We start from the raw sequence: 20,547 nt of genomic DNA on the forward strand, positions 1-20,547 counted from the left end.
CACCTGCCCGTTCGTAGTGTCAGCGGTTGGTCTTGGGGTCGAACGCGTCGCGCACCGAGTCCCCCAGCAGGTTGAAGGCGACCACGAAGACCACCATCGCCACGCCGGGGAAGAACATGTAGGTGAGGTCGGCGCGGTAGACCTCGGCGCCGATCGCGAACATCCGCCCCCAGTCGGGGGTCGGTTCCACCAGCCCGACGCCGAGGAAGGACAGCGCGGCGGCCGTGGTCACGAAGTTGGGCAACATGTAGGTGGCCTGCACCAGCATCGGCGAGACCACGTTGGGCAGCAGCTCCTTGCGGATGATCCGCCAGGGCGAGGCGCCGCTCACCTTGGCCGCCTCGACGAACTCCCGTTCGCGCAGCGCCAGCGTGGCGCCGCGCAGGATGCGTCCGAGGGTCATCCAGCCGAGCACCCAGAGCACCACGATGATGGAGACCACCCGCACATAGGTCGGTGTCTCCTCGCGTGGGTCGACGAACAGGGTCGCCACGATGGGCAGGAACGCCACGAAGAACAGCTGGTTGGGGAAGGCCATCAGCAGGTCGATGAACCGGCTGATCAGGAAGTCCGCCTTGCCGCCGAGGTAGCCGGCGGTGATGCCGAGGACGATCGCGGTCAACGTGGCGAGCACCGTGACGGCCAGCGCGATGAACAGCGAGGTGCGGATGCCGTAGACCAGCTGCGTGAGGACGTCGCGGCCCATGAAGGGTTCGAGCCCGAACCAGAACTCGCCGTCGATCCCGCCGTTGGGCTTGACCGGATAGCCGAACTCGTTGAGCAGCCCCGGCTCGATCTGGCCGTAGCGGGTTTGCGGGTCCTTTCCGTACAGCCAGGAGATCACCGGCGCGAGCAGTCCGACGGCGAAGAAGAAGAGCACGACGCAGCCGGACACGACGCCCACCCGGTCACGACGGAAACGGCGCCACATCAGCTGCCCAGGGGAACGGCCCACCAGTTCGGCGGCGACCTGGGTATCGCTGGACATCAGATGGCCCCCCGATGGCGCTCTCGCGTGCGATGCGTGTAGATCGCGACTTTGGCAAGGGCGCGAGTTACCCGTCAAGGGATAACAGAGGTACACACCTTTGAAAGGCGATTAGTAAGCGAAGTGCCGAAGAACTGACACCGCTTCGCGCTTGACGTGATCTCGGGGGACCAGAAATGTACGGACAAGGGGGGCGCGCCCTGGAGGGTTCCCGTTAACAAGGCGGCAACGCCCCCGACCCTACAGGGATATCCGCGCCTCCCAGACTGAGGCGGTACGGCCGTGCGGGTGCCGTGACCGGGGCGGCGCGGCCTGCGCCACGCCGCCCCGGTTCCCGCTCGCGGCGCCGGAGGAGGACCGGCCTAACCGGCCGTCACCTCCGGCTTCTGCCCGGCGAAGTGGCAGGCCGACGGATGGGCGACCGGCAGCCCCGCCTCCCGCAGATGGCCGGGAACGACCAACTCCGGGTCGACCTCGGCACACAGCGGCTGAGCCTTCCAGCAACGGGTCCGAAAATGGCACCCGGAGGGGGGATTGGCCGGGGAAGGCACATCTCCGGCCAGAATGATGCGTTCCCTTCGTTCGCTGGCGACCGGATCGGGCACCGGAACCGCGGAGAGCAGCGCCTGCGTGTAGGGATGCGTCGGATACCGGTAGATTTCCTCCTCGGTTCCGATCTCCACCACACGCCCCAGATACATCACGCCCACACGGTCGGAGATATGGCGAACAATCGAGAGATCGTGTGCGATGAACATGTAGGAGAGGTTGAACTCGTTCTGGAGCCTTTCCATCAGGTTGATCACCTGCGCCTGCACCGAGACGTCCAGTGCGGAGACCGGCTCGTCGGCCACGATGATCTCCGGGTTGAGCGCCAGCCCGCGCGCGATGCCGATGCGCTGCCGCTGACCGCCGGAGAACTGGTGCGGATAGCGGTTGATGTACTCGGGGTTGAGCCCCACCACGTCCAGCAGCTCCCGCACCCGCTTCCTGCGCTCCCCCTTCGGCGCCACCTCGGGATGGATCAGAAACGGCTCCCCGATGATGTCGCCCACGGTCATCCGGGGGTTGAGCGAGGTGTACGGGTCCTGGAAGACCATCTGGATGTTCCGCCGCACCGCGCGCAGCGCCCGCCCGGAGAGCTTCGAGATGTCCTCGCCCTTGTACATGATGGCGCCCGAGGTCGGCCGCTCCAGGTTCATCAGCAGCTTGGCCACCGTCGACTTGCCGCAGCCCGACTCCCCCACGACGCCGAGCGTCTCCCCGGGGTACAGGCGCAGGCTGACCCCGTCCACGGCCTTGACCGCGCCGATCTGCCGCCGGAAGAGGATGCCCTGGGTCAACGGGAAGTGCTTGACCAGGTCGCGCACTTCGAGGATGGGCTCACGCGGGTCACTCACCCATCGTCTCCTTCCAGAAGTGACAGGCGCTGGCGCGCCCCGGGCCCACCTCGTACAGCGGCGGCACCGGGTCCTCGCGGCAGACGTCCCTGGCCAGCGGGCAGCGCGGGTGGTAGGGGCAACCGGACGGGATGCGCGCGAGGTTGGGCGGCAGGCCGCGGATCGCCCGCAGCTCGCCGCCCTTGTGGTCCAGGCGCGGGATCGACTCCAGCAGGCCCTTGGTGTACGGGTGCGCCGGACGCTTGTACAACTCGCGCACGGGGGCCGTCTCGATGATCCGGCCCGCGTACATCACGGCGATCTCGTCGGCGACCCCGGCGACCACGCCGAGATCGTGGGTGATCAGGATCAGTCCCATCTGATACTCACGCTGCAACTCGTCGAGCAGATCCATCACCTGGGCCTGCACGGTCACGTCCAGCGCGGTCGTCGGCTCGTCGGCGATGATCAGCTCGGGTTCGAGCGCCAGCGCCATGGCGATCATGATCCGCTGGCGCATCCCGCCGGAGAACTGGTGCGGGTAGTCGTCGACCCGCTCCTTGGCCGCCGGGATGCGCACCCGGTCCATCAGCTCGACGGCCCTGGCCCTGGCCTCCGCCCGGCTCGCGCCCCGGTGCACCCGGAACATCTCGCCGAGCTGGTAGCCGACCGTCAGCACCGGGTTGAGCGCGGAGAGGGCGTCCTGGAAGATCATCGCGATCTTGTCGCCCCTGATCCGCCGCCGCTCCTCGGGGCGCATGGTCAGCAGGTCGCGGCCCTGGAAGAGGACCTCGCCGCCGGCGATCCGGCCCGGCGGGGAGTCGATGATCCCCATCACCGCCTGCGCGGTCACGGACTTGCCGGAGCCCGACTCGCCCAGCACCGCGAGCGTCCGGCCGGCCTCGACGGTGTAGCTCACCCCGTTGACCGCCCGCACCAGGCCGTCCCTGGTCTCGAACTCCACGCGCAGGTCGCGCACTTCGAGCAGCATCGCGTTCCCTTCCCTTCGTCCCTCAGCGGAGCCTGGGATCGAGGGCATCGCGGACCGCGTCGCCCAGCATGATGAAGGCCAGCACCGCGACGCTCAGCGCGGCGGCCGGGTAGAGCAGGATGTGCGGCGCGTTGCGGAACTGCATCCCGTCCGAGGCCGCCGAGATGTCCACGCCCCAGGAGACCGTGGGCGGCCGCAGCCCGACGCCGAGGAAGCTCAGGGTGGCCTCCAGCGCGATGAAGGTGCCGAGCACGATGGTGGCCATCACGATGACCGGGGCGATCGCGTTGGGCATGATGTGCCGCAGCAGCAGCCGGGTGTTGCCGGCGCCCAGCGCGCGGGCCGCCTGGACGTAGTCGTTCTGCTTGGCGGTGATCACCGCGCCGCGCGCGATGCGGGCGATCGGCGGCCAGCCGAGCGCGGTGATCACCAGCACCACCGGCCAGATCCCGCGCAGCGTGATCATGCTCAGGAAGACGATGGCCCCCAGCACCATCGGGATCCCGAAGAACACGTCGGTGACCCGGGAGAGCAGGGTGTCCCAGAAGCCGCCGAAGAAGCCGGCGAGGCCGCCGACCACCGCGCCCAGCAGCGCGACCCCGAGCGTGGCGCAGACACCGACCGCGATCGAGGCGCGCGCCCCGTAGACCGTGCGGGTGTAGACGTCGCAGCCCTGGGTGTCGAAGCCGAACCAGTGCCCGGCGCTCGGCCCTTCGAGGGAACGCCCCAGCTCGCAGTGGACGGGGCTGCGTGAGGCGATCAGCGAGGGCCACAGCGAGATCAGCACCAGGAAGAGGATCAGCAGCGCGGAGACCACGAAGATCGGGTTTCGCCGCAGGTCGTGCCAGGCGTCCGACCACAGCCCGCGCGGCGCGCCCTCCACCTCCTCGGCGGTGCCGACGGTCAGCGCGTCGGCGCTCGCCCTCTGCTGGGCCCCCAGCGGGTCCGAACGGTCGGAACGGTCGGAACGGCGGTCAGGCATAGCGAATCCTCGGGTCGAGCACGGCGTAGAGCAGGTCAACCAGCAGGTTGGCGAGGAGGAAGATCAGCACCAGCACCACCACGAAGCCGACCACCGTGGGCGAGTTCTGCCGCAGGATGCCCTGGAAGAGCTGGTAGCCGACGCCCTGGATGTTGAAGATCCGCTCGGTCACGATGGCGCCGGCCATCAGGTTGCCGATGTCGGCGCCGAGGTAGGTGACCACCGGGATCAGCGAGTTGCGCAGCAGGTGCCGCACGGTCACCCGCCGCCTCGGCAGGCCCTTGGCGACGGCGGTGCGCACGTAGTCGGCGCGGACGTTCTCCGCCACCGAGGTCCTGGTCAGCCGGGTGACGTAGGCGAGCGAGACCAGCGAGAGGATCAGCCCCGGCACGATCAGCTCGTCCAGCCGCCCCTCGGGGCTGACGGCCGGGTCGATCCAGCCGAACTCGACGCCCAGGAAGAACTGGAGCGTGGTGCCGAGCACGAAGGTGGGGATGGCGATCACCACCAGCGTCAGGACCAGCACCGAGGTGTCCAGCGACCGGCCGCGGCGCAGCCCGGTGATCACACCGAGGGTGATGCCGAACAGGATCTCGAAGAACAGGGCCACCAGCATCAGCCGCGCGCTGATCGGGAAGGCCCGGCCCATCAGGTCGGTCACCGGCTCCCCGTTGAACGCCGTCCCGAAGTCGCCGGTGAAGATCTTCCCCATGTACAGCAGGTACTGCTGCCAGACGGGCTTGTCGAGGTTGAACTGCTCGCGCAGCGCGGCGGCGGTCGCCGGGTCGGGGCCCCGTTCGCCGAAGAGCGCGGTGACGGGGTCGCCGAGGGCGTAGACCATCAGGAAGATCAGGAAGGTGGCGCCGACGAAGACCGGGATCATCTGGAGCAGGCGCCGGATGACGTAACGTCCCATGGGTCCTCCGGTGGGGAGCGGCGCGGCGGGCTTGGGTCAGCCGGTCAGGAGACGGTGATCTCGGTGAAGACCGGGACGGAGAACGGGTTGAGCCGCACGTCGCTCACCCGCTCGGAGAAGCCGGCGGTGCCGTTCTGGTACCAGAGGGGGATCGCGGGCATGTCGTCGACGAGGACCTGCTCGGCCTCCTTGAAGAGGCGTACGGAGTCCTCCTCGTTGTCCGCCGAGTTGGCCTGGTCGACCAGGTCGTCGAACTCCTCGCTGCTGTAGCCGCCGTCGTTGGACGAGGCGTCGGTGTAGTACAGCGGCTGGAGGAAGTTCTGGATCAGCGGGTAGTCCATCTGCCAGCCGGCGCGGAACATGCCGGTCATCTCCCGGCCGGTGATCTGGTTGCGGAAGTCGGCGAAGGTGGGCACCGGGTTGACGGTGCAGGCGTTCTCCTGCTCCAGCGCGTTGTTGACGCTGTTGCAGACCGCGTCCAGCCACTGGCGGTGGGAGCCGGTGTCCACGTTGGAGGAGAGCGTCACCCGGCCGCCGGGGAGGCCGCCGGCCTCCTCGATCAGCTGGCGGGCGCGCTCGGGGTCGTACTCGCAGACCTCGCCGCACAGCCCTTCCTGGAAGCCGCCGTCCTCGCCGAGCACGGGCGAGGTGAAGTCGCTGGCGGGGGTGCGGGTGCCGGAGAAGATCCGCTCGGTGATCTGCTCGCGGTTGATCGCCATGGAGATGCCCTGGCGGAGCTTGACGCCGTCCTCGCCCGACCAGGCGTCGTCGTAGAGCGGGAAGACGACCGTCTGGATGATGCCGGCCGGCTGGTTGATGTAGCGGTCGCCGAGGTCGGACTCGGCGTTCTTGAGCTGGGAGGCGGGCACGTCGTCGATGACGTCGAGGTTGCCGGCCTGGAGGTCGGTGTAGGCCGTGTTGTTGTCGGTGTAGACGCGCAGGTCGACGCCGTCGTTCTTCGCCTTGTCCGGGCCGGCGTAGTCCTCGTTGCGCACCAGTCGCATGGACTGGCTGCGCTGGTAGGAGTCGATCTGGTACGGGCCGTTGCCGATCGGCTTGGCCAGCCAGCCCTCGTGGTCGTCGAAGAACGCCTGCGGCAGCGGGGCGTAGGCGGCGTAGCCCAGGGTCTCCGGCCACAGCGCGAACGGCTCGGTGAGCCGGACGGTGAAGGTGTGCGTGCCGGTGACCTCCAGGCCGCTGAGGGTGTCCGCGGTGGCCTGGGCGCCCTCCTCCTCGGGGTGGACCTCGTCGTAGCCCTCGATGAACTGGAAGAAGTAGCTGGCGATCTGGGCGTTGTCCAGGTGGGCGCCGTAGTTCCAGGCGTCGACGTAGGAGTCGGCGGTGACCTCGGTGCCGTCCTGGAAGGTCCAGCCCTCCTTGAGGGTGACCGTGAAGTTCTGCTGGTCGTCCGTCTCGATCGACTCGGCCATCATGTCCTCGGCCTCGCCGGTCTCCGGGTTGTAGCGCTTGAGGCCCCGGAAGATCATGTCGAGCACCTTGCCGCCCTGCACCTCGTTGGTGTTGGCCGGCTCCAACGGGTGCTGCGGGTCGCCCCACGAGGCGCGGACCATCCCGGAGCCGCCGCCGCTGCCACCCGAGCCGCCTCCGCCGCAGCCGGAGGCGAGCAGCGCCAGTGCGGTGACGCCGACCAGGGTCGGGGCCAGTCGGGTGCCGGCGATCATGGGCGCCTCCTGGGCGGGGGACGTCTGCCGGTGGAGGGGACCACTGGCAGGGAGCGGCCTGTGCATCCCTTATATCCCTATTTACAGGAAATCGGACACTTGTCGCTCCGGAGTGTTGCCCGAAAACCCCCATATGCCGGACCGGCCCGCTGCGTTATGGTCTGGCCATGCCTCGCAGGTCTCCTCTCCCGCAGGTCCTCGTCCTCACCGCACTGACGCTGCTGAGCTGCACCTCCGCCGAACAGGCGACCGACGACCCGGCCGCCTCCGGCACGCCCGGCGCCACCCCCGCGCCCGAGCCCTCGGCAGACCCCCCGCCGATCCCTTCCGAAACGCAACTTTCCGGCCAGGTCGCGCAGCTGAGCTTCGCCGGGCCCGACCACGCGGCGGCGCTGCTCGTCGAGTGCCTCCACGCCGCCACCCGGCACGAGGGCAACTGCTCCTACCGAGTGGCGGTGCTCGACGAGGACGGGTGGGTCACCCGCGACACCCCGCTGCCCACCACGCCCGCCGCCAACAGCCTCTTCACCGTGGAGGCCGTCGGCGAGCGCGGGGTGCGGGTCTCCTCGGGGCAGGAGGACTGGCTCTCCACCGACGGCGGCGCGCGCTGGCGGTCCGACAGCCCCAGCGCCGGCCCCGACGGGCGGACCGCCCGCGCGATCCCCGAGGGCGCGGTGCCGCGCCCGGCCGGGCAGGACCCCGACGAGCGCGCGCTGGAGGTGCTCTCCCCCGACGACGCCCGGCCCCGCCGGCTCGCCGGCCAGCCGCCGCTCACCGAGCTCGGCCGCCCGGGGCGGCTGCCCGAGGGCGGCTGGTGGGTGGCCGGGCTCGACCCGGAGACCGGGCAGCCCGACATCGCGATCACACTGGACGCCGGCCGCGAGTGGGAGCGGCTGCGGCTTCTGGAGCGGGCGCCGGAGGCCGACCGGCGCTCGGTCAACTCGCTGGTCCTCGCCGCCGGGCCCGAGGACTGGTACGTACTGGCCAGCGGCAGCGCCACGTTGGAGCCCGGCAGCAGCTCCGCGCTGGCGACCACCCTGCTGGCGATCTACCGGGGCTCCGACGACGGCACGGGCTGGGAGCGGGTCTGGTCACCCTCGGCGGGACCGGGACCGCACTCGCTGGTCGGCACGCCCATCGCGGCGGACGACGGCAGTCTCACCGTCTACTCGTTCGACGCCATCTACCGCAGCGACGACCGGGGGCACACCTTCGAGGTGACCCGTCCCGGCGCGCCGCCGGAGCTGCCCGAGCTGACCCCGGCCGGCTATCTGCTGACCGACCTGAGCCAGCCGGGCCACTACCGGATCTCGACCGACGGCTTCACCTGGCGCACCGTGGTGCTGGGCCGGCCCGACGCGACGGTGCCGACCCAGCCCTGACCGGGGGACGCCCGTCAGGCGTGGACGACGTCCCGCTCCTCGGCGAAGTGGCACGCCGAGGGGTGGGCGACCCCGCCCTTGTCCTTGGCGAACCGCTCGGGAATCGCCAGCACCGGCACCTCCTGCGCGCACCGGTCCTCCGCCTTCCAGCAGCGGGTCCGGAAGCGGCAGCCCGACGGCGGGTTGGCCGGCGAGGGGACGTCCCCGGTGAGGATGATCCGCTCGCGGCTCTCCCGCACCTCCGGGTCCGGCTGCGGGACCGCCGACAGCAGCGCCTGGGTGTACGGGTGCGTCGGGTGGTCGTAGATCTCCCCGTCGGTGCCCAGCTCGGCCAGCTTGCCGAGGTACATCACGCCGACCCGGTCGGAGATGTGACGCACGATCGACAGGTCGTGGGCGATGAACACGTAGGAGAGGTCGAACTCGTCCTGGAGGCGCTCCATCAGGTTGATCACCTGGGCCTGCACCGAGACGTCCAGCGCGGAGACCGGCTCGTCGCAGATGATGATCTCGGGGTTGAGCGCCAGCCCGCGCGCGATGCCGATGCGCTGCCGCTGACCGCCGGAGAACTGGTGCGGATAGCGGTTGATGTACTCGGGGTTCAGCCCGACCACGTCCAGCAGCTCGCGCACCTTCTTGCGACGGTCGCCCTTGGGCGCCACGTCCGGGTGGATCTCGAACGGCTCCCCGATGATGTCGCCGACCGTCATCCTCGGGTTGAGCGAGGTGTAGGGGTCCTGGAAGACCATCTGGATGTTCCGCCGCACGGCCCGCAGGGCACGCCCGGAGAGCTTCGAGATGTCCTCGCCCTTGTACTTGATCGTGCCCGAGGTCGGCTGCTCCAGGTTCATCAGCAGCTTGGCCACGGTCGACTTGCCGCAGCCCGACTCGCCCACGATGCCCAGGGTCTCGCCCTGGTACAGCTCGAACGAGACGTCGTCCACGGCCTTGACCGCGCCGATCTGCCGCTTGAAGAGGATGCCCTGGGTCAACGGGAAGTGCTTGACCAGGTTGGCCACTTCGAGAATGGGTTCACGGTCAGCCATGGATCGTCTCCTTCCAGAAGTGGCAGGCGCTCGCCCGGCCGCCGATCGGGCCGCCGTCCTGCTCCAGCACCTCGGCCAGCGGCGGGGTGTCGGTGAAGCACACGTCCTGGGCCATCGGGCAGCGCGGGTTGAACGCGCAGCCCTGCGGGATGGCGGTGAGGCTGGGCGGCAGCCCCTGGATCGCGTACAGTTCCTTGCCCTTGTGGTCCAGGCGCGGGATCGACTCCAGCAGACCCTTGGTGTACGGGTGCGCCGGACGCTTGTACAGCTCGTGCACCGGGGCGTTCTCCACGATCCGGCCCGCGTACATCACCGCGATCTTGTCGGCGACGTCCGCGACCACACCCAGGTCGTGGGTGATCAGGATCAGTCCCATCTCGAAGTCGCGCTGCAACTCCGCGAGCAGGTCCATCACCTGGGCCTGGACGGTCACGTCCAGCGCCGTGGTCGGCTCGTCCGCGATGATCACGTCCGGCTCCAGGGCCAGCGCCATCGCGATCATGATCCGCTGGCGCATACCGCCGGAGAACTGGTGCGGGTAGTCGTTGACCCGCTCCTTCGCCGCCGGGATGCGCACCCGGTCCATCAGCTCGACGGCCTTGGCCTTGGCGTCCTTGCGGCTCATGCCCCGGTGCACCCGGAACATCTCGCCGAGCTGGTAGCCGACCGACAGCACGGGGTTGAGCGCGGAGAGGGCGTCCTGGAAGATCATCGCGATCTTGTCGCCCCTGATCCGCTGCCGCTCCTCCTCGGACATCTTGAGCATGTCCTCGCCGCGGAACAGGATCTCGCCGCCGGTGATGCGGCCGGGGGGCATGTCCAGAATGCCCATGATGGTCTGCGCCGTCACGGACTTGCCGGAGCCGGACTCACCCAGGACCGCCAGGGTCTCCCCCGCGTCCACCGTGTAGCTGACCCCGTTGACCGCCTTGGCCGCACCGTCCCGGGTGTGGAACTCGACGTGCAGGTCCCGGACTTCGAGCAGCGGAACGCCGGGGACCTCCGCCTTGGTCATCTCTATCGACACGCGCGTATCTCCCACTCAGCGCAGCTTGGGGTCGAGGGCGTCACGCACGGCGTCACCCAGCATCAGGAAGGACAGGATGGTGATGCTCAGCAGGATCGACGGGTAGAGCAGCACGTGCGGCGCCACCCGGATCTGGTCCTGCGCCCTGTTGATGTCGCCACCCCAGGAGATCGCCGGGTCCGAGAGGCCGATGCCCAGGAAGGAGAGCACCGCCTCGGCCGTGATGTAGCCGCCGAGCGCGATCATCGCCACCACGATGACGGGGGCCGCCGCGTTGGGCAGCACATGGCGCAGCAGGATGCGCCCCGTGCCGGCGCCCAGCGAGCGCGCCGCCATCACGTAGTCCGACTGCTTGATCGCGATCACCGAGCCGCGCATCACCCTGGCGATCGTGGTCCAGCCGAGGAAGGCCAGGGCCATCGTCACCGTCCAGGTGGTCCTGGTGTCGAACGAGACCAGCACCACCATGGCGCCCAGCATGAAGGGGATGCCCATGAAGGTGTCGGTGATCCGGGAGAGCAGCGCGTCCAGCCAGCCGCCGAAGTAGCCGGCGAGCATCCCGACGATGCTGCCCAGCACCAGCACCAGCGCGGTCACCGAGACGCCGATGACGATCGAGGCGCGGGTGCCGTAGATCATCCGGGCGTAGATGCTCTGGCCCTGCTGGTTGTACCCCAGCCACTCGGGCTGGAAGAAGTGCGTCAGCTCCGGCTTCTGGAGGTAGCTGGTGGTCAGGTCGCCGCTGCGCGGGCTGACGCTGGTGAAGAGACCCGGCCAGGCCGCCATGACCAGCAGCACCAGGATGATGCCGGCCGATATCAGGAACGACGGCTTGCGGCGCAGGTCGTGCCAGGCGTCCGACCAGAGGCTGCGCGGCTTGCCGGGGACCGGCCCCGACGCCGCCATCTCCGCCGGCTGCCCGCCCTCGGTCACCGCGACATCGGACTCGGGTGCCCCGGTGGCGCGCACGGCCTTGTTGACGTTGGTGGCTTCGGCTTCAGGCATAGCGAATCCTTGGGTCGAGGACCGCGTACAGCAGGTCGACGATCAACGTGACGACGAGATAGATCAGGATGATGAAGGAGACGATCCCCACCACCGTCGCGCCCTCGCGGGAGTTGAGCGCCGTGTAGACGGCCCGGCCGATACCGTGGATGTTGAAGATCCCCTCGGTGACGATGGCGCCCGCGAAGAGGTTGCCGAGGTCGACGCCGAGGAAGGTGATCACGGGGATCATCGAGTTCCGCAGCAGGTGCACCCGGACCGCGCGGGACGGGGAGAGTCCCTTGGCGCGCGCCGTCCGCATGTAGTCGGAGCGCCGGTTCTCCGCGACGGAGGTCCGCGTCAGCCGCGCCACGTAGGCCAGCGACAGCGAGGCCAACACGATGGCGGGAAGCAGCAGTTGGCCCCAGTTCTCGGAGTCCTGCACGTTGGGGCTGACCCATCCCCAGCGGACGCCGAAGTAGGTCTGGTAGAGGTAGCCGATCACGAAGACCGGGACCGAGGTCAGCAGCAGGGTGATGAACAGGATGACCCGGTCGGTCTTGCCCCCGGCGCGCAGACCGGCGGCGAGACCCATCGCGATGCCGATGCACGCGGTGAACAGGAACGCAAGCAGCGTGAGTCTGACGGTCGCGGGCAGCGCGTCCGTGATCACGTCGATGACTTCGCGTCTGCTGGCGATCTGGGTGCCGAAGTCCCCCTGGACCAGCCCGGTGAGGTAGTCCCAGTACTGCTTGAGGATCGGCTGGTCGAGCCCGAGATCCGCCTTCATGGCGGCCATCTGGGCCTCGTCGGGGGCGCGTTCGCCCCACAGGGCTCTGATCGGGTCGCCGGGCAGGGCGTACATCATCATGAAGATGATGAACGTCGCCCCGATGAACACCGGAATCATCTGGAGCAGTCGCCGCACGACATAGCGCCCCATGGTTCCTCCATCTAAGTCGGCGGGACCGACGGGCCGCTCCGTGGTGACGGAGTGGCCCGTCGGCCCCCTTGCGCTGCTGGTGCCGTGCTGGCCTTACTTGACCGTGATCTCGGTCAGCAACGGCTGGCCGGAGGTGTCGAAGGACACGTTCTCCACGTTGTTGGAGTAACCGGCGTTGATGTTCTGGAACCAGAGCGGGATGGCCGGCATGGTCTCCCAGAGGACCTGCTCGGCCTCCTGGTAGGCGGCGACGGTCTCCTCCAGGGAGGCGGCCTGGTTGCCCTCGTCGAACAGCTGGTCAACCTCTTCGTTGTCGAAGCGGCCGTAGTTGGTCGACGCGCGCGAGTGGTAGAGCTCGCTCATGAAGTTGACGTTCAGCGGGTAGTCGGCGAGCCAGCCACCGCGGTAGAAGCCCTCGACCTCGTTGGCGTCACGCGCCTCCAGGTCGGTGTCGAAGTCCGGCTTCACGTCCGAACGGCACTCGATGTCGAGGTTCGCGATCAGGTTGTTGCAGACCGCGTCCACCCACTCCTGGTGGCCACCGTCGGCGTTGAACTGCACGACGACCTCGTTGTTCGGGACGCCGCCACCCTCCTCGACCAGCTCGCGCGCGCGCTCGGGGTCGTAGGTGGTGATGTCGCCGGAGGCGCCCTCCTGGTAGCCCAGCACGCCGGGAGGCGCGAAGCTGTCGGCCGGGGTGCGCGAGCCGTTCAGCACCGTGGAGGTGATGGTCTCCCGGTCGATGGCCATCGAGAGGCCCTGGAGCACCTTCGGGTCGACGTCGCCCCAGTCGCCGTACTTGACCGGCACGATGGTCTGGATGCCGTTGTACGGCTGGGTGACGGCGCGGTCGCCGAGGTCGGTCTCGTAGACCGGCAGGTCCTTCGGGTCGACCTGGCGGATGACGTCCAGGTTGTCCGAGAGGAGGTCCTGGTAGGCCGCGTCGAGACCGGTGTAGGCGATGATGTCGACGCCGCCGTTGACCGGCTTGTTCTCGCCCGCGTAGTCCTCGTAGGTCCGCAGCTTGATGGACTCGTTGTGGTTCCACTCCTCGAACGCGTACGGACCCTGGCCGATCGGCGCCTGGCTGAAGGCCTCGGGGTCGTCGTAGAAGCTGTCCGGGAGCGGGGTGAACGGCGTGTAGCCGAGCTTGTAGTCGAAGTACGAGACCGGGTTGGTCAGCTCGATCTCGAAGGTCAGGTCGTCCACGACGCTCAGACCGGACATCTCCTCGGCGGTGGGCTCCTCGCCCTCCTCCGGGTGGACGTCGGCGTAGCCGGCGATGTCGGCGAACCAGAAGCTGGTCGACTGGTTGTTGTCGATGTGGGCGGCCCAGTTCCACGCGTTCACGTAGTGCTGGGCGGTCACGTCGGTGCCGTCGTGGAAGGTCCAGCCCTCCTTGAGCTTCACCGTCCAGACGGAAGCGTCCTCGTTCGGCTCGACCGACTCGGCGGCGACCATGTAGATCTCGCCCTCGTCGTCGAAGTCGAGGAGCTTCGAGAACACGTTGTCCATCACCAGGGCGCCGTACTGCTCCGTGGTGTCCGACGGGATCAGCGGGTTCTGCGGCTCACCGCCGTCGACCCGGACTATGCCGGCCGAGTCCCCACCGGAGGCGTCGCCGCCCGAGTCGTCGCCGTCACTGCCGCAGGCGGTCGCGGCGAAGGCCACGACAATCGCACTGGCGACCCATTTGGCGCTACGCGCACCACGCATGGGCTTTGCCTCCTTGGGAGTCCACTGTCACTGCAAGAGAGAACCCCGGAGCGAGGACAAGGTCATCTACCCGCGTCACACGCGTCCGGATCGCAATGCCCACAACTATTGGGCATAAAACCCGCGCTAACCACCGCTTCGCTATTTCATTTTGATGAAGATGAGGGGGAGCAAAGCCCCCAAAGCGGACATTCAGCCGATGCGGGCTCTCCGTTATCCGGACCGATGTGACGCAGGTCGCGCACCACACTCCGGATAACGGACGAGCCACCGCATAGCCCCCCACAAACGGGCTTGACATGACCAACGTAAAAGTTGGTCATGTCGTCGAACGCCGCAGCTCAGCTCAGTTGCGCTTGGCCCTGGCGGTGGCGCGGGCGCGATCCCGCTGGTCCAGCACGACCTTGCGAATGCGCACCTCGCTCGGCGTGACCTCCACGCACTCGTCCTCGCGGCAGAACTCCAGCGACTGCTCAAGCGACAGCCTGCGCGGCGGCACCAGGTTCTCCGTGGTGTCGGCCGCGGCCGCGCGCATATTGGTGAGCTTCTTCTCCTTCGTGATGTTCACGTCCATGTCGTCGGAACGGGAATTCTCACCGACGATCATGCCCTCGTACACTTCGGTACCCGGCTCGATGAAGATCACGCCGCGTTCCTGGAGATTCAACATCGCGTAAGGGGTCGCCACTCCCGGACGGTCGGCCACCAGCGACCCGCTCTTGCGGGTGCGCAGCTCACCGGCCCACGGCTCGTGCCGCTCGAAGATGCTGTGCGCGATGCCGGTGCCCCGGGTCTCGGTCAGGAACTCCGTCCGGAACCCGATCAGTCCGCGCGACGGGACCAGGAACTCCATCCGCACCCAGCCGGAACCGTGGTTGGTCATCGTCTCCATGCGGCCCCTGCGGCTGGCCATCAGCTGGGTGATGGCGCCCAGGTGCTCCTCGGGGGCGTCGACGGTCATCCGCTCCACCGGCTCGTGCACCCGGCCGTCGATCTCCCTGGTGACCACCTCGGGCTTGCCGATGGTCAGCTCGAAGCCCTCGCGGCGCATCTGCTCCACCAGGATGGCCAGCGCCAACTCGCCTCGGCCCTGCACCTCCCAGGCGTCGGGGCGCTCGGTCGGCAGGACCCGGAGCGAGACGTTGCCGACCAGCTCGCGGTCGAGCCGGTCCTTGACCAGCCGGGCGGTGACCTTGTGGCCCTTGCCGCCCTTGCCCACCAGCGGGGAGTTGTTGGTGCCGATGGTCATGGAGATCGCCGGTTCGTCCACGGTGATCAGCGGCAGCGGCTCGGGGTGCTCCGGGTCGGCCAGGGTCTCGCCGATCATGATGTCCGGGATGCCGGCCACCGCGCAGATGTCGCCCGGCCCGGCGACCTCGGCCGGCTTGCGGGTCAGCGCGTCGGTCATCAGCAGCTCGGTGATCCGCACGGTGGCCGCGCTGCCGTCCCGCTTCAGCCAGGCGACGGACTGGCCCTTGCGCAGCTCGCCCTGCTTCACGCGGCAGAGCGCGATCCGGCCGAGGAAGTTGTCCGCGTCCAGGTTGGTGACGTGCGCCTGGAGCGGGGCGTCCTCCTCGAAGACCGGCGCCGGAACGGCCTGGAGCAGGGTGGTGAAGAACGGCTCCAGGCTGTCGCTGTCGGACGGCACCGTCCCGTCGGCCGGCTGGGTCAGCGAGGCGACGCCGTCCCTGGCGCAGGCGTAGACGATGGGGAACTCGATCTGCTCCTCGTCGGCGTCCAGGTCGAGGAAGAGGTCGTAGGTCTCGTTCAGCACCTCGGAGATCCGGGCGTCGGAACGGTCGGTCTTGTTGACGCAGAGCACCACGGGCAGCCGGGCCTGGAGCGCCTTGCGCAGCACGAAGCGGGTCTGCGGCAGCGGCCCCTCGGAGGCGTCCACCAGCAGCACCACGCCGTCCACCATGGACAGGCCGCGTTCCACCTCGCCGCCGAAGTCGGCGTGGCCCGGGGTGTCGATGATGTTGATCACCACCGGGTCGCCGCCGCCCTTGGGGTGGTAACGGACGGCGGTGTTCTTGGCGAGGATGGTGATGCCCTTCTCGCGCTCCAGGTCACCGGTGTCCATCACCCGGTCGTCCACCTGCTGGTGGGCGGCGAACGCCCCCGCCTGCCGGAGCATGGCATCCACCAGGGTGGTCTTGCCGTGGTCGACGTGGGCGACGATGGCGACATTGCGAATGTCGTGACGCGTAGGCATGGCTGGGCAGTTCTCCCGGGTTCGTGGCTGGGGCGGCGCGGCAGACTGCGCCCCACCCGGGTGTGTCCGCTGGGCCCCCAGACCCGCGCGCCGGGCAGACCGTGGCACCGGCCTCGGGTGCCATGGTACGGGGCGCGCGACGGGCCACGCGGCTCGCGGGGTGCCGGGGGGCGTGCGCGGGCGGCGCCGCGCCGCCGGTCATGGCCGGTTCCCGCAGGTCGGCGCGGGGCACGACGTGCGGGAACCGGAGTCGGGGGGCGCGGGGGCGGTCGGGGCTCGGCGCGGGGAGGTGGCGGAGGGGTTCGGCCCGATTTCGGCCGGGGTTGGGGCGGGGTTGGGGCGGGGTTCGGCTCGGGTCGGGGCGGCGGGGCGGGCTCAGCGACCGCGGGGGCTCAGCGGCGGAAGCCGATGTCCTGGAAGCGCGGGGTGGCGAGGCCGAAGGCGCCGACACCCGCCAGGTCCCGGTGGACGGCGACGAGTTGGGGCCGCTGGAAGAGGGGGAGCGAGCCGGCGGCGGCCCAGATCCTGGCGTCCGCGTCGTCGAGCAGCCGCCGGTACTCCTCCTCGTCGAGCGCGCCGGCCGCCCGGTCCAGCAGCTGGTCGATGTGGTCGGTGCCGACCCTCGCGTAGTTCTGCTCGACCAGCAGCTGGCCGCCGGGGAGCGAGACCGGCTTGGTGAACAGCGGTCTGGCGTCGACGGCGGGGTAGGCGGTCGCCGGCCAGGAGTGGAGGGCGAGGTCGAAGCGGCCGGAGGCGACGTGGCGTTCGAAGTACTCGTCGGCGGGCACCTCGCTGATCTCCGTGCCGATGCCGACGGTGGCCAGCATGGCCGCGATCCGGTGGCCGACCTGGCGCAGCGGCTCGGCGTCGGCGCCGTCGGGCATCACGAAGCGGAGGCTCAGCGGCTCGCCGTCCCTGGTGCGGACGGGCGCCCTGGCGGCCTCGCTCAGCGATCCGGCCTCCCGGGCCGCCTCGTCGGCGACCCGCCGGGCCTCGGCGACGGCGTCGCTCTCCCCCGCCTCGCCGGCCTCCTCCGCCTCGCCGGCCTCGCCGGCCTCGTCGGCGGTGGGGAGCGGGGCGGTCATGGGGAGCGGGCCGGCGCCGGCGGGGGCCGGCGCGCCGTTGGCGCCGTCGGTCCCCTCCGCTTCCCCTTCTCCCCCCTCTTCCTCTTCCTCTTCCTCTTCCTCTTCCTCTTCCTCTTCCTCCGCGGCCGGCTCCGCGGCCGGCTCGGCCGGGGGCTCCGCGGCGGGCTCGGCGAGGACGCCGGCCGCCTGGGCCAGCAGGCCCGCGCGCTGGTGCGCGGCGGGAAGGCCGGGGCTCAACGGGGCGAGCGCGGCGGCGCGTGCGCCGGTCGCCTTGTCGTCGCTGGTCGCGTCGTCGGCCGGCAGCCGCCAGCCGGCCTCCTCCAGCAGCTCGGCCGCCCGCTCGGCGCCGGTCGCGCCGAGCGCGTCGCTGGTGTCCTCGTACCCGTGCTGGCCGACGACCCGCAGATGGCTGCCGAGCGGCGCGGTCGGCAGCCCGGCCGGCTCGTGGACCTGGCTGGCCAGTTTCTCGCGGTCGAGAGCGCGGGCGATGGCCCACCGCACCTGTTCGTCCTCCAGCGCCTCGGAGCTTCCGTTGAGGGTGAGCTGGGTGTAGCTCGGGTGGTAGGCACGGTGCACGGTGAAGTCGCGCAACTGTTCGCGCAGGGCCTCCTCGCGGGTGGCGAAGGCGCGTTCCCTGGTCCGGTCGGCGCCGGCCACGGCCGCCGCGTAGCGCCGGGTGGCGTCCGCGCTCTCCCCGGTCCCGCCGAGCCGCGCGAGGGCGAGGTCGTGGAGGGCGTCCAGGGCGGGTGACGGGCCGGCGGGCGCGTTGAGCTCGCCCTCCCCGAGCCCCTCCCCCTTGCCGTCGTCCGCCCCCTCGCCGTCGTCCGCGCCCTCGACGGCGTCGGCCGCCTCGATGCGGGCCGCCTCCGCCGGGGCGACCTCCGCGATGTCGACCGAGCCCTCGCGCAGCGCGGCGGCACGTTCGTCCCGGTCGACGGCCCGCAGCACCAGCTCGTCGAGGAGGGCGCTCTCTCCCCACCACTCGGGGTTGCGCGCGAGGGTGACCGAACGTTCCTCCTGGTCCACCGACTGAACCGCGAAGGGGCCGGCGAAGAGCGGGAGTTCGGTCCGCGAGCCCTCGTTGAAGACCGCGGGGTCGCCGGTGACCTCGGCCGGGTAGAGCGGGCTGAAGAGCGCCCGCCACTCCGCGGTCGGGCGGGTGAAGACCACCTCGACCTGGTGTTTCCCCGGCCCCGCCGTGACCTTCTCGATCCGGTCGTACCCCTGGGCGCTGGCCGACCAGTACTCCGTCTCCTCGCCGCGCAGCGCCTTCCACTGGGCGGCGAAGTCCTCCGCGTCCAACGGTCGGCCGTCGCTCCAGACCGCATCCGGGTTCAGTGTGTAGACCACCCGCTGGCGCGGCTCTGTCGCGGTCACCTCGGCGGAGCGCAGGAAGTCCTCGTTGAGCCGGGGGCGTCCCTCCTCGTCCACGGTGTGGAGCATCGGCAGGGTCGCGGCGGCGATCCGCGCGGTGACCTCGTCGGCCTCGAACTGGTAGGCGTTCAGCGTGGCGGGCAGCGCGTCGACGGCCCAGGTGGCGGTGCCGCCCTCGCGCAGCCCGGCGCGGTCGGCGCCGGCGACGGAACGGGCGGCGTCGTCGACGAGGGACCGTTCCTCCCCGCCCCCGCAGCCGGCGAGCAGCCCGGCCGCCAGCAGCGGCCCGACGGTGAGCGCGGCGACCCATCGGGCGCCGGCCCGCCGTCGGGCCGGCCGGCCGGTCGTGGCCGGGTGCTCGCTGTTCGCTGGGACGCCTGCCATGGCTCGTACCTCCGCCGGACCTAGTCCGTTAAACCGTTCATCACACGTATCCACCACTGAACGGGACCGGCGTCCCCCGACCGGACCGACACGGCGCCCCGCCCCGGCAGATCACCCGCCCGGCCCAGGCGTCGCACCCGACGAGGTGGCCGAGACGACCCCTTCCCAAGGGGCTGTGGCGCGCGTCACACTCGTGAGGGCGATGCACCACCAACGGAGGTGGCACGTGAGCCAGTCGCACGACGAACTGCGAGCCGCGCAACGCTGTGTCGACCAACTGACCGTTCACATCAGCCGTCTGGAGCGGGAGTTCGGGCCCGGTCTGGAGACCCGGCGGCTGCGCGCCGACGCCCGGCACCTGCGGGAGGGCCTCGCGCTGCTGGCCGCCTCCCCCGGCCGCCGGCCCGACGCGTCCGCCGCGGCCGACGCCGAACCGATCGCGGTTCCCGAGGCGCCCTACGACCGCAGCCTGTGGCGGGACGCCGACGACGAGGGTCTGGGCGCGCGGCACGGTCCCGCCCGCCCCTGAGATCCGGCGCGCGCCTCAGGGCGCGCGCCGGACGACGCTCCACGCCCGTACGACCCCGACGAGCATCGGGAGCAATCCGTGGCAACCGAAACCGCACCGAACGCCCCGGCGAGCCGGGCGGCCATCGGGGCGCGCCATCTGCGCACCGACCGCTGGTGGTTGGCGCCGGCGGCGACCGCCCTGGCGCTGCTGACGTTCATCGGCTACGCCAGTTGGCGCGCGTTCTCCGACGCCGACTACTACGCGGCGCCCTATGTCTCCCCCTTCTACTCGCCCTGCCTGGCCGAGGCGTGCGAGCCGATGCGGGGCGGGCCCAACTGGGCGCTGGTCGGGGAGTGGTGGCCCCTCTCCCCCGCGCTGGTCATCCTGGTCTTCCCCCTGGGCTTCCGGATGACCTGCTACTACTACCGGAAGGCCTACTACCGCTCGTTCTGGGCCTCGCCCCCGGCCTGCGGAGTCGCCGAGCCGCACCGCTCCTACTCGGGCGAGCGGCGCTTCCCGCTGATCCTCAACAACGCGCACCGCTACTTCTTCTACGCCTCGGCCGTCATCGCCTGCGTGCTCACCTACGACACGGTGCTCGGCTTCCGCGACGAGGAGTACGCCTGGGGCCACATGGGCGTCGGCACGCTGCTCTTCCTGGTCAACATCGTGCTGGTCTGGGCGTACACCCTCTCCTGCCACTCGTGCCGGCACGCGATGGGCGGCCGGCTGCGGAACTTCTCCCGCCACCCGGTGCGCTACCGGCTGTGGACCTGGGTGAGCCGGCTGACGGGCCGCCACATGGCGCTGGCCTGGGCCTCGTTGATCAGCCTCGGCCTGTGCGACCTGTACGTCTACCTGCTGGCCACGGACGTCATCTCCGACCCGCGGCTCTTCTGAACCACCGGAACGCCGCCCCGTCGGCGGCCCGGACCCGTCCGC

At 70.1% G+C, this 20,547-nt stretch carries 16 protein-coding genes; 3 read left to right on the forward strand and 13 right to left on the reverse strand.

Annotated features, from left to right (window positions below; translation table 11 throughout):
- Positions 1-19: 19 nt before the first annotated feature.
- The 6 genes from CRP51_RS05575 to CRP51_RS05600 all read right to left on the reverse strand — a co-directional run bounded on the left by CRP51_RS05575 (position 20) and on the right by CRP51_RS05600 (position 6,938).
- On the reverse strand, positions 20-988 hold the full coding sequence (locus CRP51_RS05575; RefSeq protein ID WP_245880379.1) for an ABC transporter permease: 969 nt from the start codon (positions 986-988) through the stop codon (positions 20-22).
- 362 nt (positions 989-1,350) lie between these two features.
- On the reverse strand, positions 1,351-2,388 hold the full coding sequence (locus tag CRP51_RS05580) for an ABC transporter ATP-binding protein (protein ID WP_097229833.1): 1,038 nt from the start codon (positions 2,386-2,388) through the stop codon (positions 1,351-1,353).
- Positions 2,381-3,358 (reverse strand): ABC transporter ATP-binding protein, encoded by a 978-nt coding sequence (locus tag CRP51_RS05585; protein WP_097229834.1) that lies wholly within the window; start codon positions 3,356-3,358, stop codon positions 2,381-2,383. Before CRP51_RS05585 ends, CRP51_RS05580 begins: the two co-directional genes overlap by 8 nt.
- Before the next feature lie 22 nt (positions 3,359-3,380).
- On the reverse strand, positions 3,381-4,340 hold the full coding sequence (locus CRP51_RS05590) for an ABC transporter permease (protein ID WP_097229835.1): 960 nt from the start codon (positions 4,338-4,340) through the stop codon (positions 3,381-3,383).
- Positions 4,333-5,256, reverse strand: coding sequence for an ABC transporter permease (locus tag CRP51_RS05595; RefSeq protein WP_097229836.1), 924 nt, complete (start codon positions 5,254-5,256; stop codon positions 4,333-4,335). The genes CRP51_RS05590 and CRP51_RS05595 overlap by 8 nt, the downstream gene beginning before the upstream one ends.
- A gap of 44 nt (positions 5,257-5,300) precedes the next feature.
- Positions 5,301-6,938: a peptide ABC transporter substrate-binding protein gene (locus CRP51_RS05600; protein ID WP_097229837.1), complete on the reverse strand. Its 1,638-nt coding sequence runs from the start codon at positions 6,936-6,938 to the stop codon at positions 5,301-5,303.
- A 167-nt stretch (positions 6,939-7,105) separates the two neighbouring features.
- Between CRP51_RS05600 and CRP51_RS05605 the strand changes: the two genes are divergently transcribed.
- Positions 7,106-8,320 carry a WD40/YVTN/BNR-like repeat-containing protein gene (locus CRP51_RS05605; RefSeq protein ID WP_097229838.1) on the forward strand — a complete coding sequence of 405 codons (1,215 nt, stop codon included), beginning with the start codon at positions 7,106-7,108 and terminating at the stop codon, positions 8,318-8,320.
- A 14-nt stretch (positions 8,321-8,334) separates the two neighbouring features.
- Here CRP51_RS05605 and CRP51_RS05610 read toward each other — a convergent pair whose 3' ends face one another.
- The 7 genes from CRP51_RS05610 to CRP51_RS29915 form a co-directional block, all read right to left on the reverse strand.
- The gene (locus CRP51_RS05610; protein WP_097229839.1) at positions 8,335-9,366 is read right to left on the reverse strand and encodes an ABC transporter ATP-binding protein; all 1,032 of its coding nucleotides are present in this window, start codon (positions 9,364-9,366) and stop codon (positions 8,335-8,337) included.
- Positions 9,359-10,381 carry an ABC transporter ATP-binding protein gene (locus tag CRP51_RS05615; RefSeq protein WP_097229840.1) on the reverse strand — a complete coding sequence of 341 codons (1,023 nt, stop codon included), beginning with the start codon at positions 10,379-10,381 and terminating at the stop codon, positions 9,359-9,361. Before CRP51_RS05615 ends, CRP51_RS05610 begins: the two co-directional genes overlap by 8 nt.
- Before the next feature lie 27 nt (positions 10,382-10,408).
- Positions 10,409-11,398, reverse strand: a complete 990-nt coding sequence (locus CRP51_RS05620; RefSeq protein WP_097229841.1) for an ABC transporter permease — start codon at positions 11,396-11,398, stop codon at positions 10,409-10,411.
- Complete coding sequence (locus CRP51_RS05625) at positions 11,391-12,320, reverse strand: ABC transporter permease (RefSeq protein WP_097229842.1); 930 nt, start codon at positions 12,318-12,320, stop codon at positions 11,391-11,393. Before CRP51_RS05625 ends, CRP51_RS05620 begins: the two co-directional genes overlap by 8 nt.
- 93 nt (positions 12,321-12,413) lie before the next feature.
- The gene (locus CRP51_RS05630) at positions 12,414-14,036 is read right to left on the reverse strand and encodes a peptide ABC transporter substrate-binding protein (protein ID WP_097229843.1); all 1,623 of its coding nucleotides are present in this window, start codon (positions 14,034-14,036) and stop codon (positions 12,414-12,416) included.
- Positions 14,037-14,382: 346 nt separating this feature from the next.
- Positions 14,383-16,251, reverse strand: a complete 1,869-nt coding sequence (typA, locus tag CRP51_RS05635) for a translational GTPase TypA (RefSeq protein WP_097229844.1) — start codon at positions 16,249-16,251, stop codon at positions 14,383-14,385.
- Positions 16,252-16,643: 392 nt separating this feature from the next.
- Positions 16,644-19,094, reverse strand: a complete 2,451-nt coding sequence (locus CRP51_RS29915) for an ABC transporter substrate-binding protein (protein WP_097229845.1) — start codon at positions 19,092-19,094, stop codon at positions 16,644-16,646.
- Positions 19,095-19,320: 226 nt separating this feature from the next.
- Between CRP51_RS29915 and CRP51_RS05645 the strand changes: the two genes are divergently transcribed.
- Both CRP51_RS05645 and sdhC read left to right on the forward strand, forming a co-directional pair.
- Positions 19,321-19,623, forward strand: coding sequence for an Rv0250c family protein (locus CRP51_RS05645; protein WP_245880380.1), 303 nt, complete (start codon positions 19,321-19,323; stop codon positions 19,621-19,623).
- 78 nt (positions 19,624-19,701) lie between these two features.
- The gene (gene sdhC, locus CRP51_RS05650) at positions 19,702-20,505 is read left to right on the forward strand and encodes a succinate dehydrogenase subunit SdhC (RefSeq protein WP_097229846.1); all 804 of its coding nucleotides are present in this window, start codon (positions 19,702-19,704) and stop codon (positions 20,503-20,505) included.
- The last annotated feature ends 42 nt before the right edge of the window (positions 20,506-20,547 follow it).

Source organism: Streptomyces zhaozhouensis (assembly GCF_900230195.1).
Classification (GTDB): Bacteria; Actinomycetota; Actinomycetes; order Streptomycetales; family Streptomycetaceae; genus Streptomyces; species Streptomyces zhaozhouensis.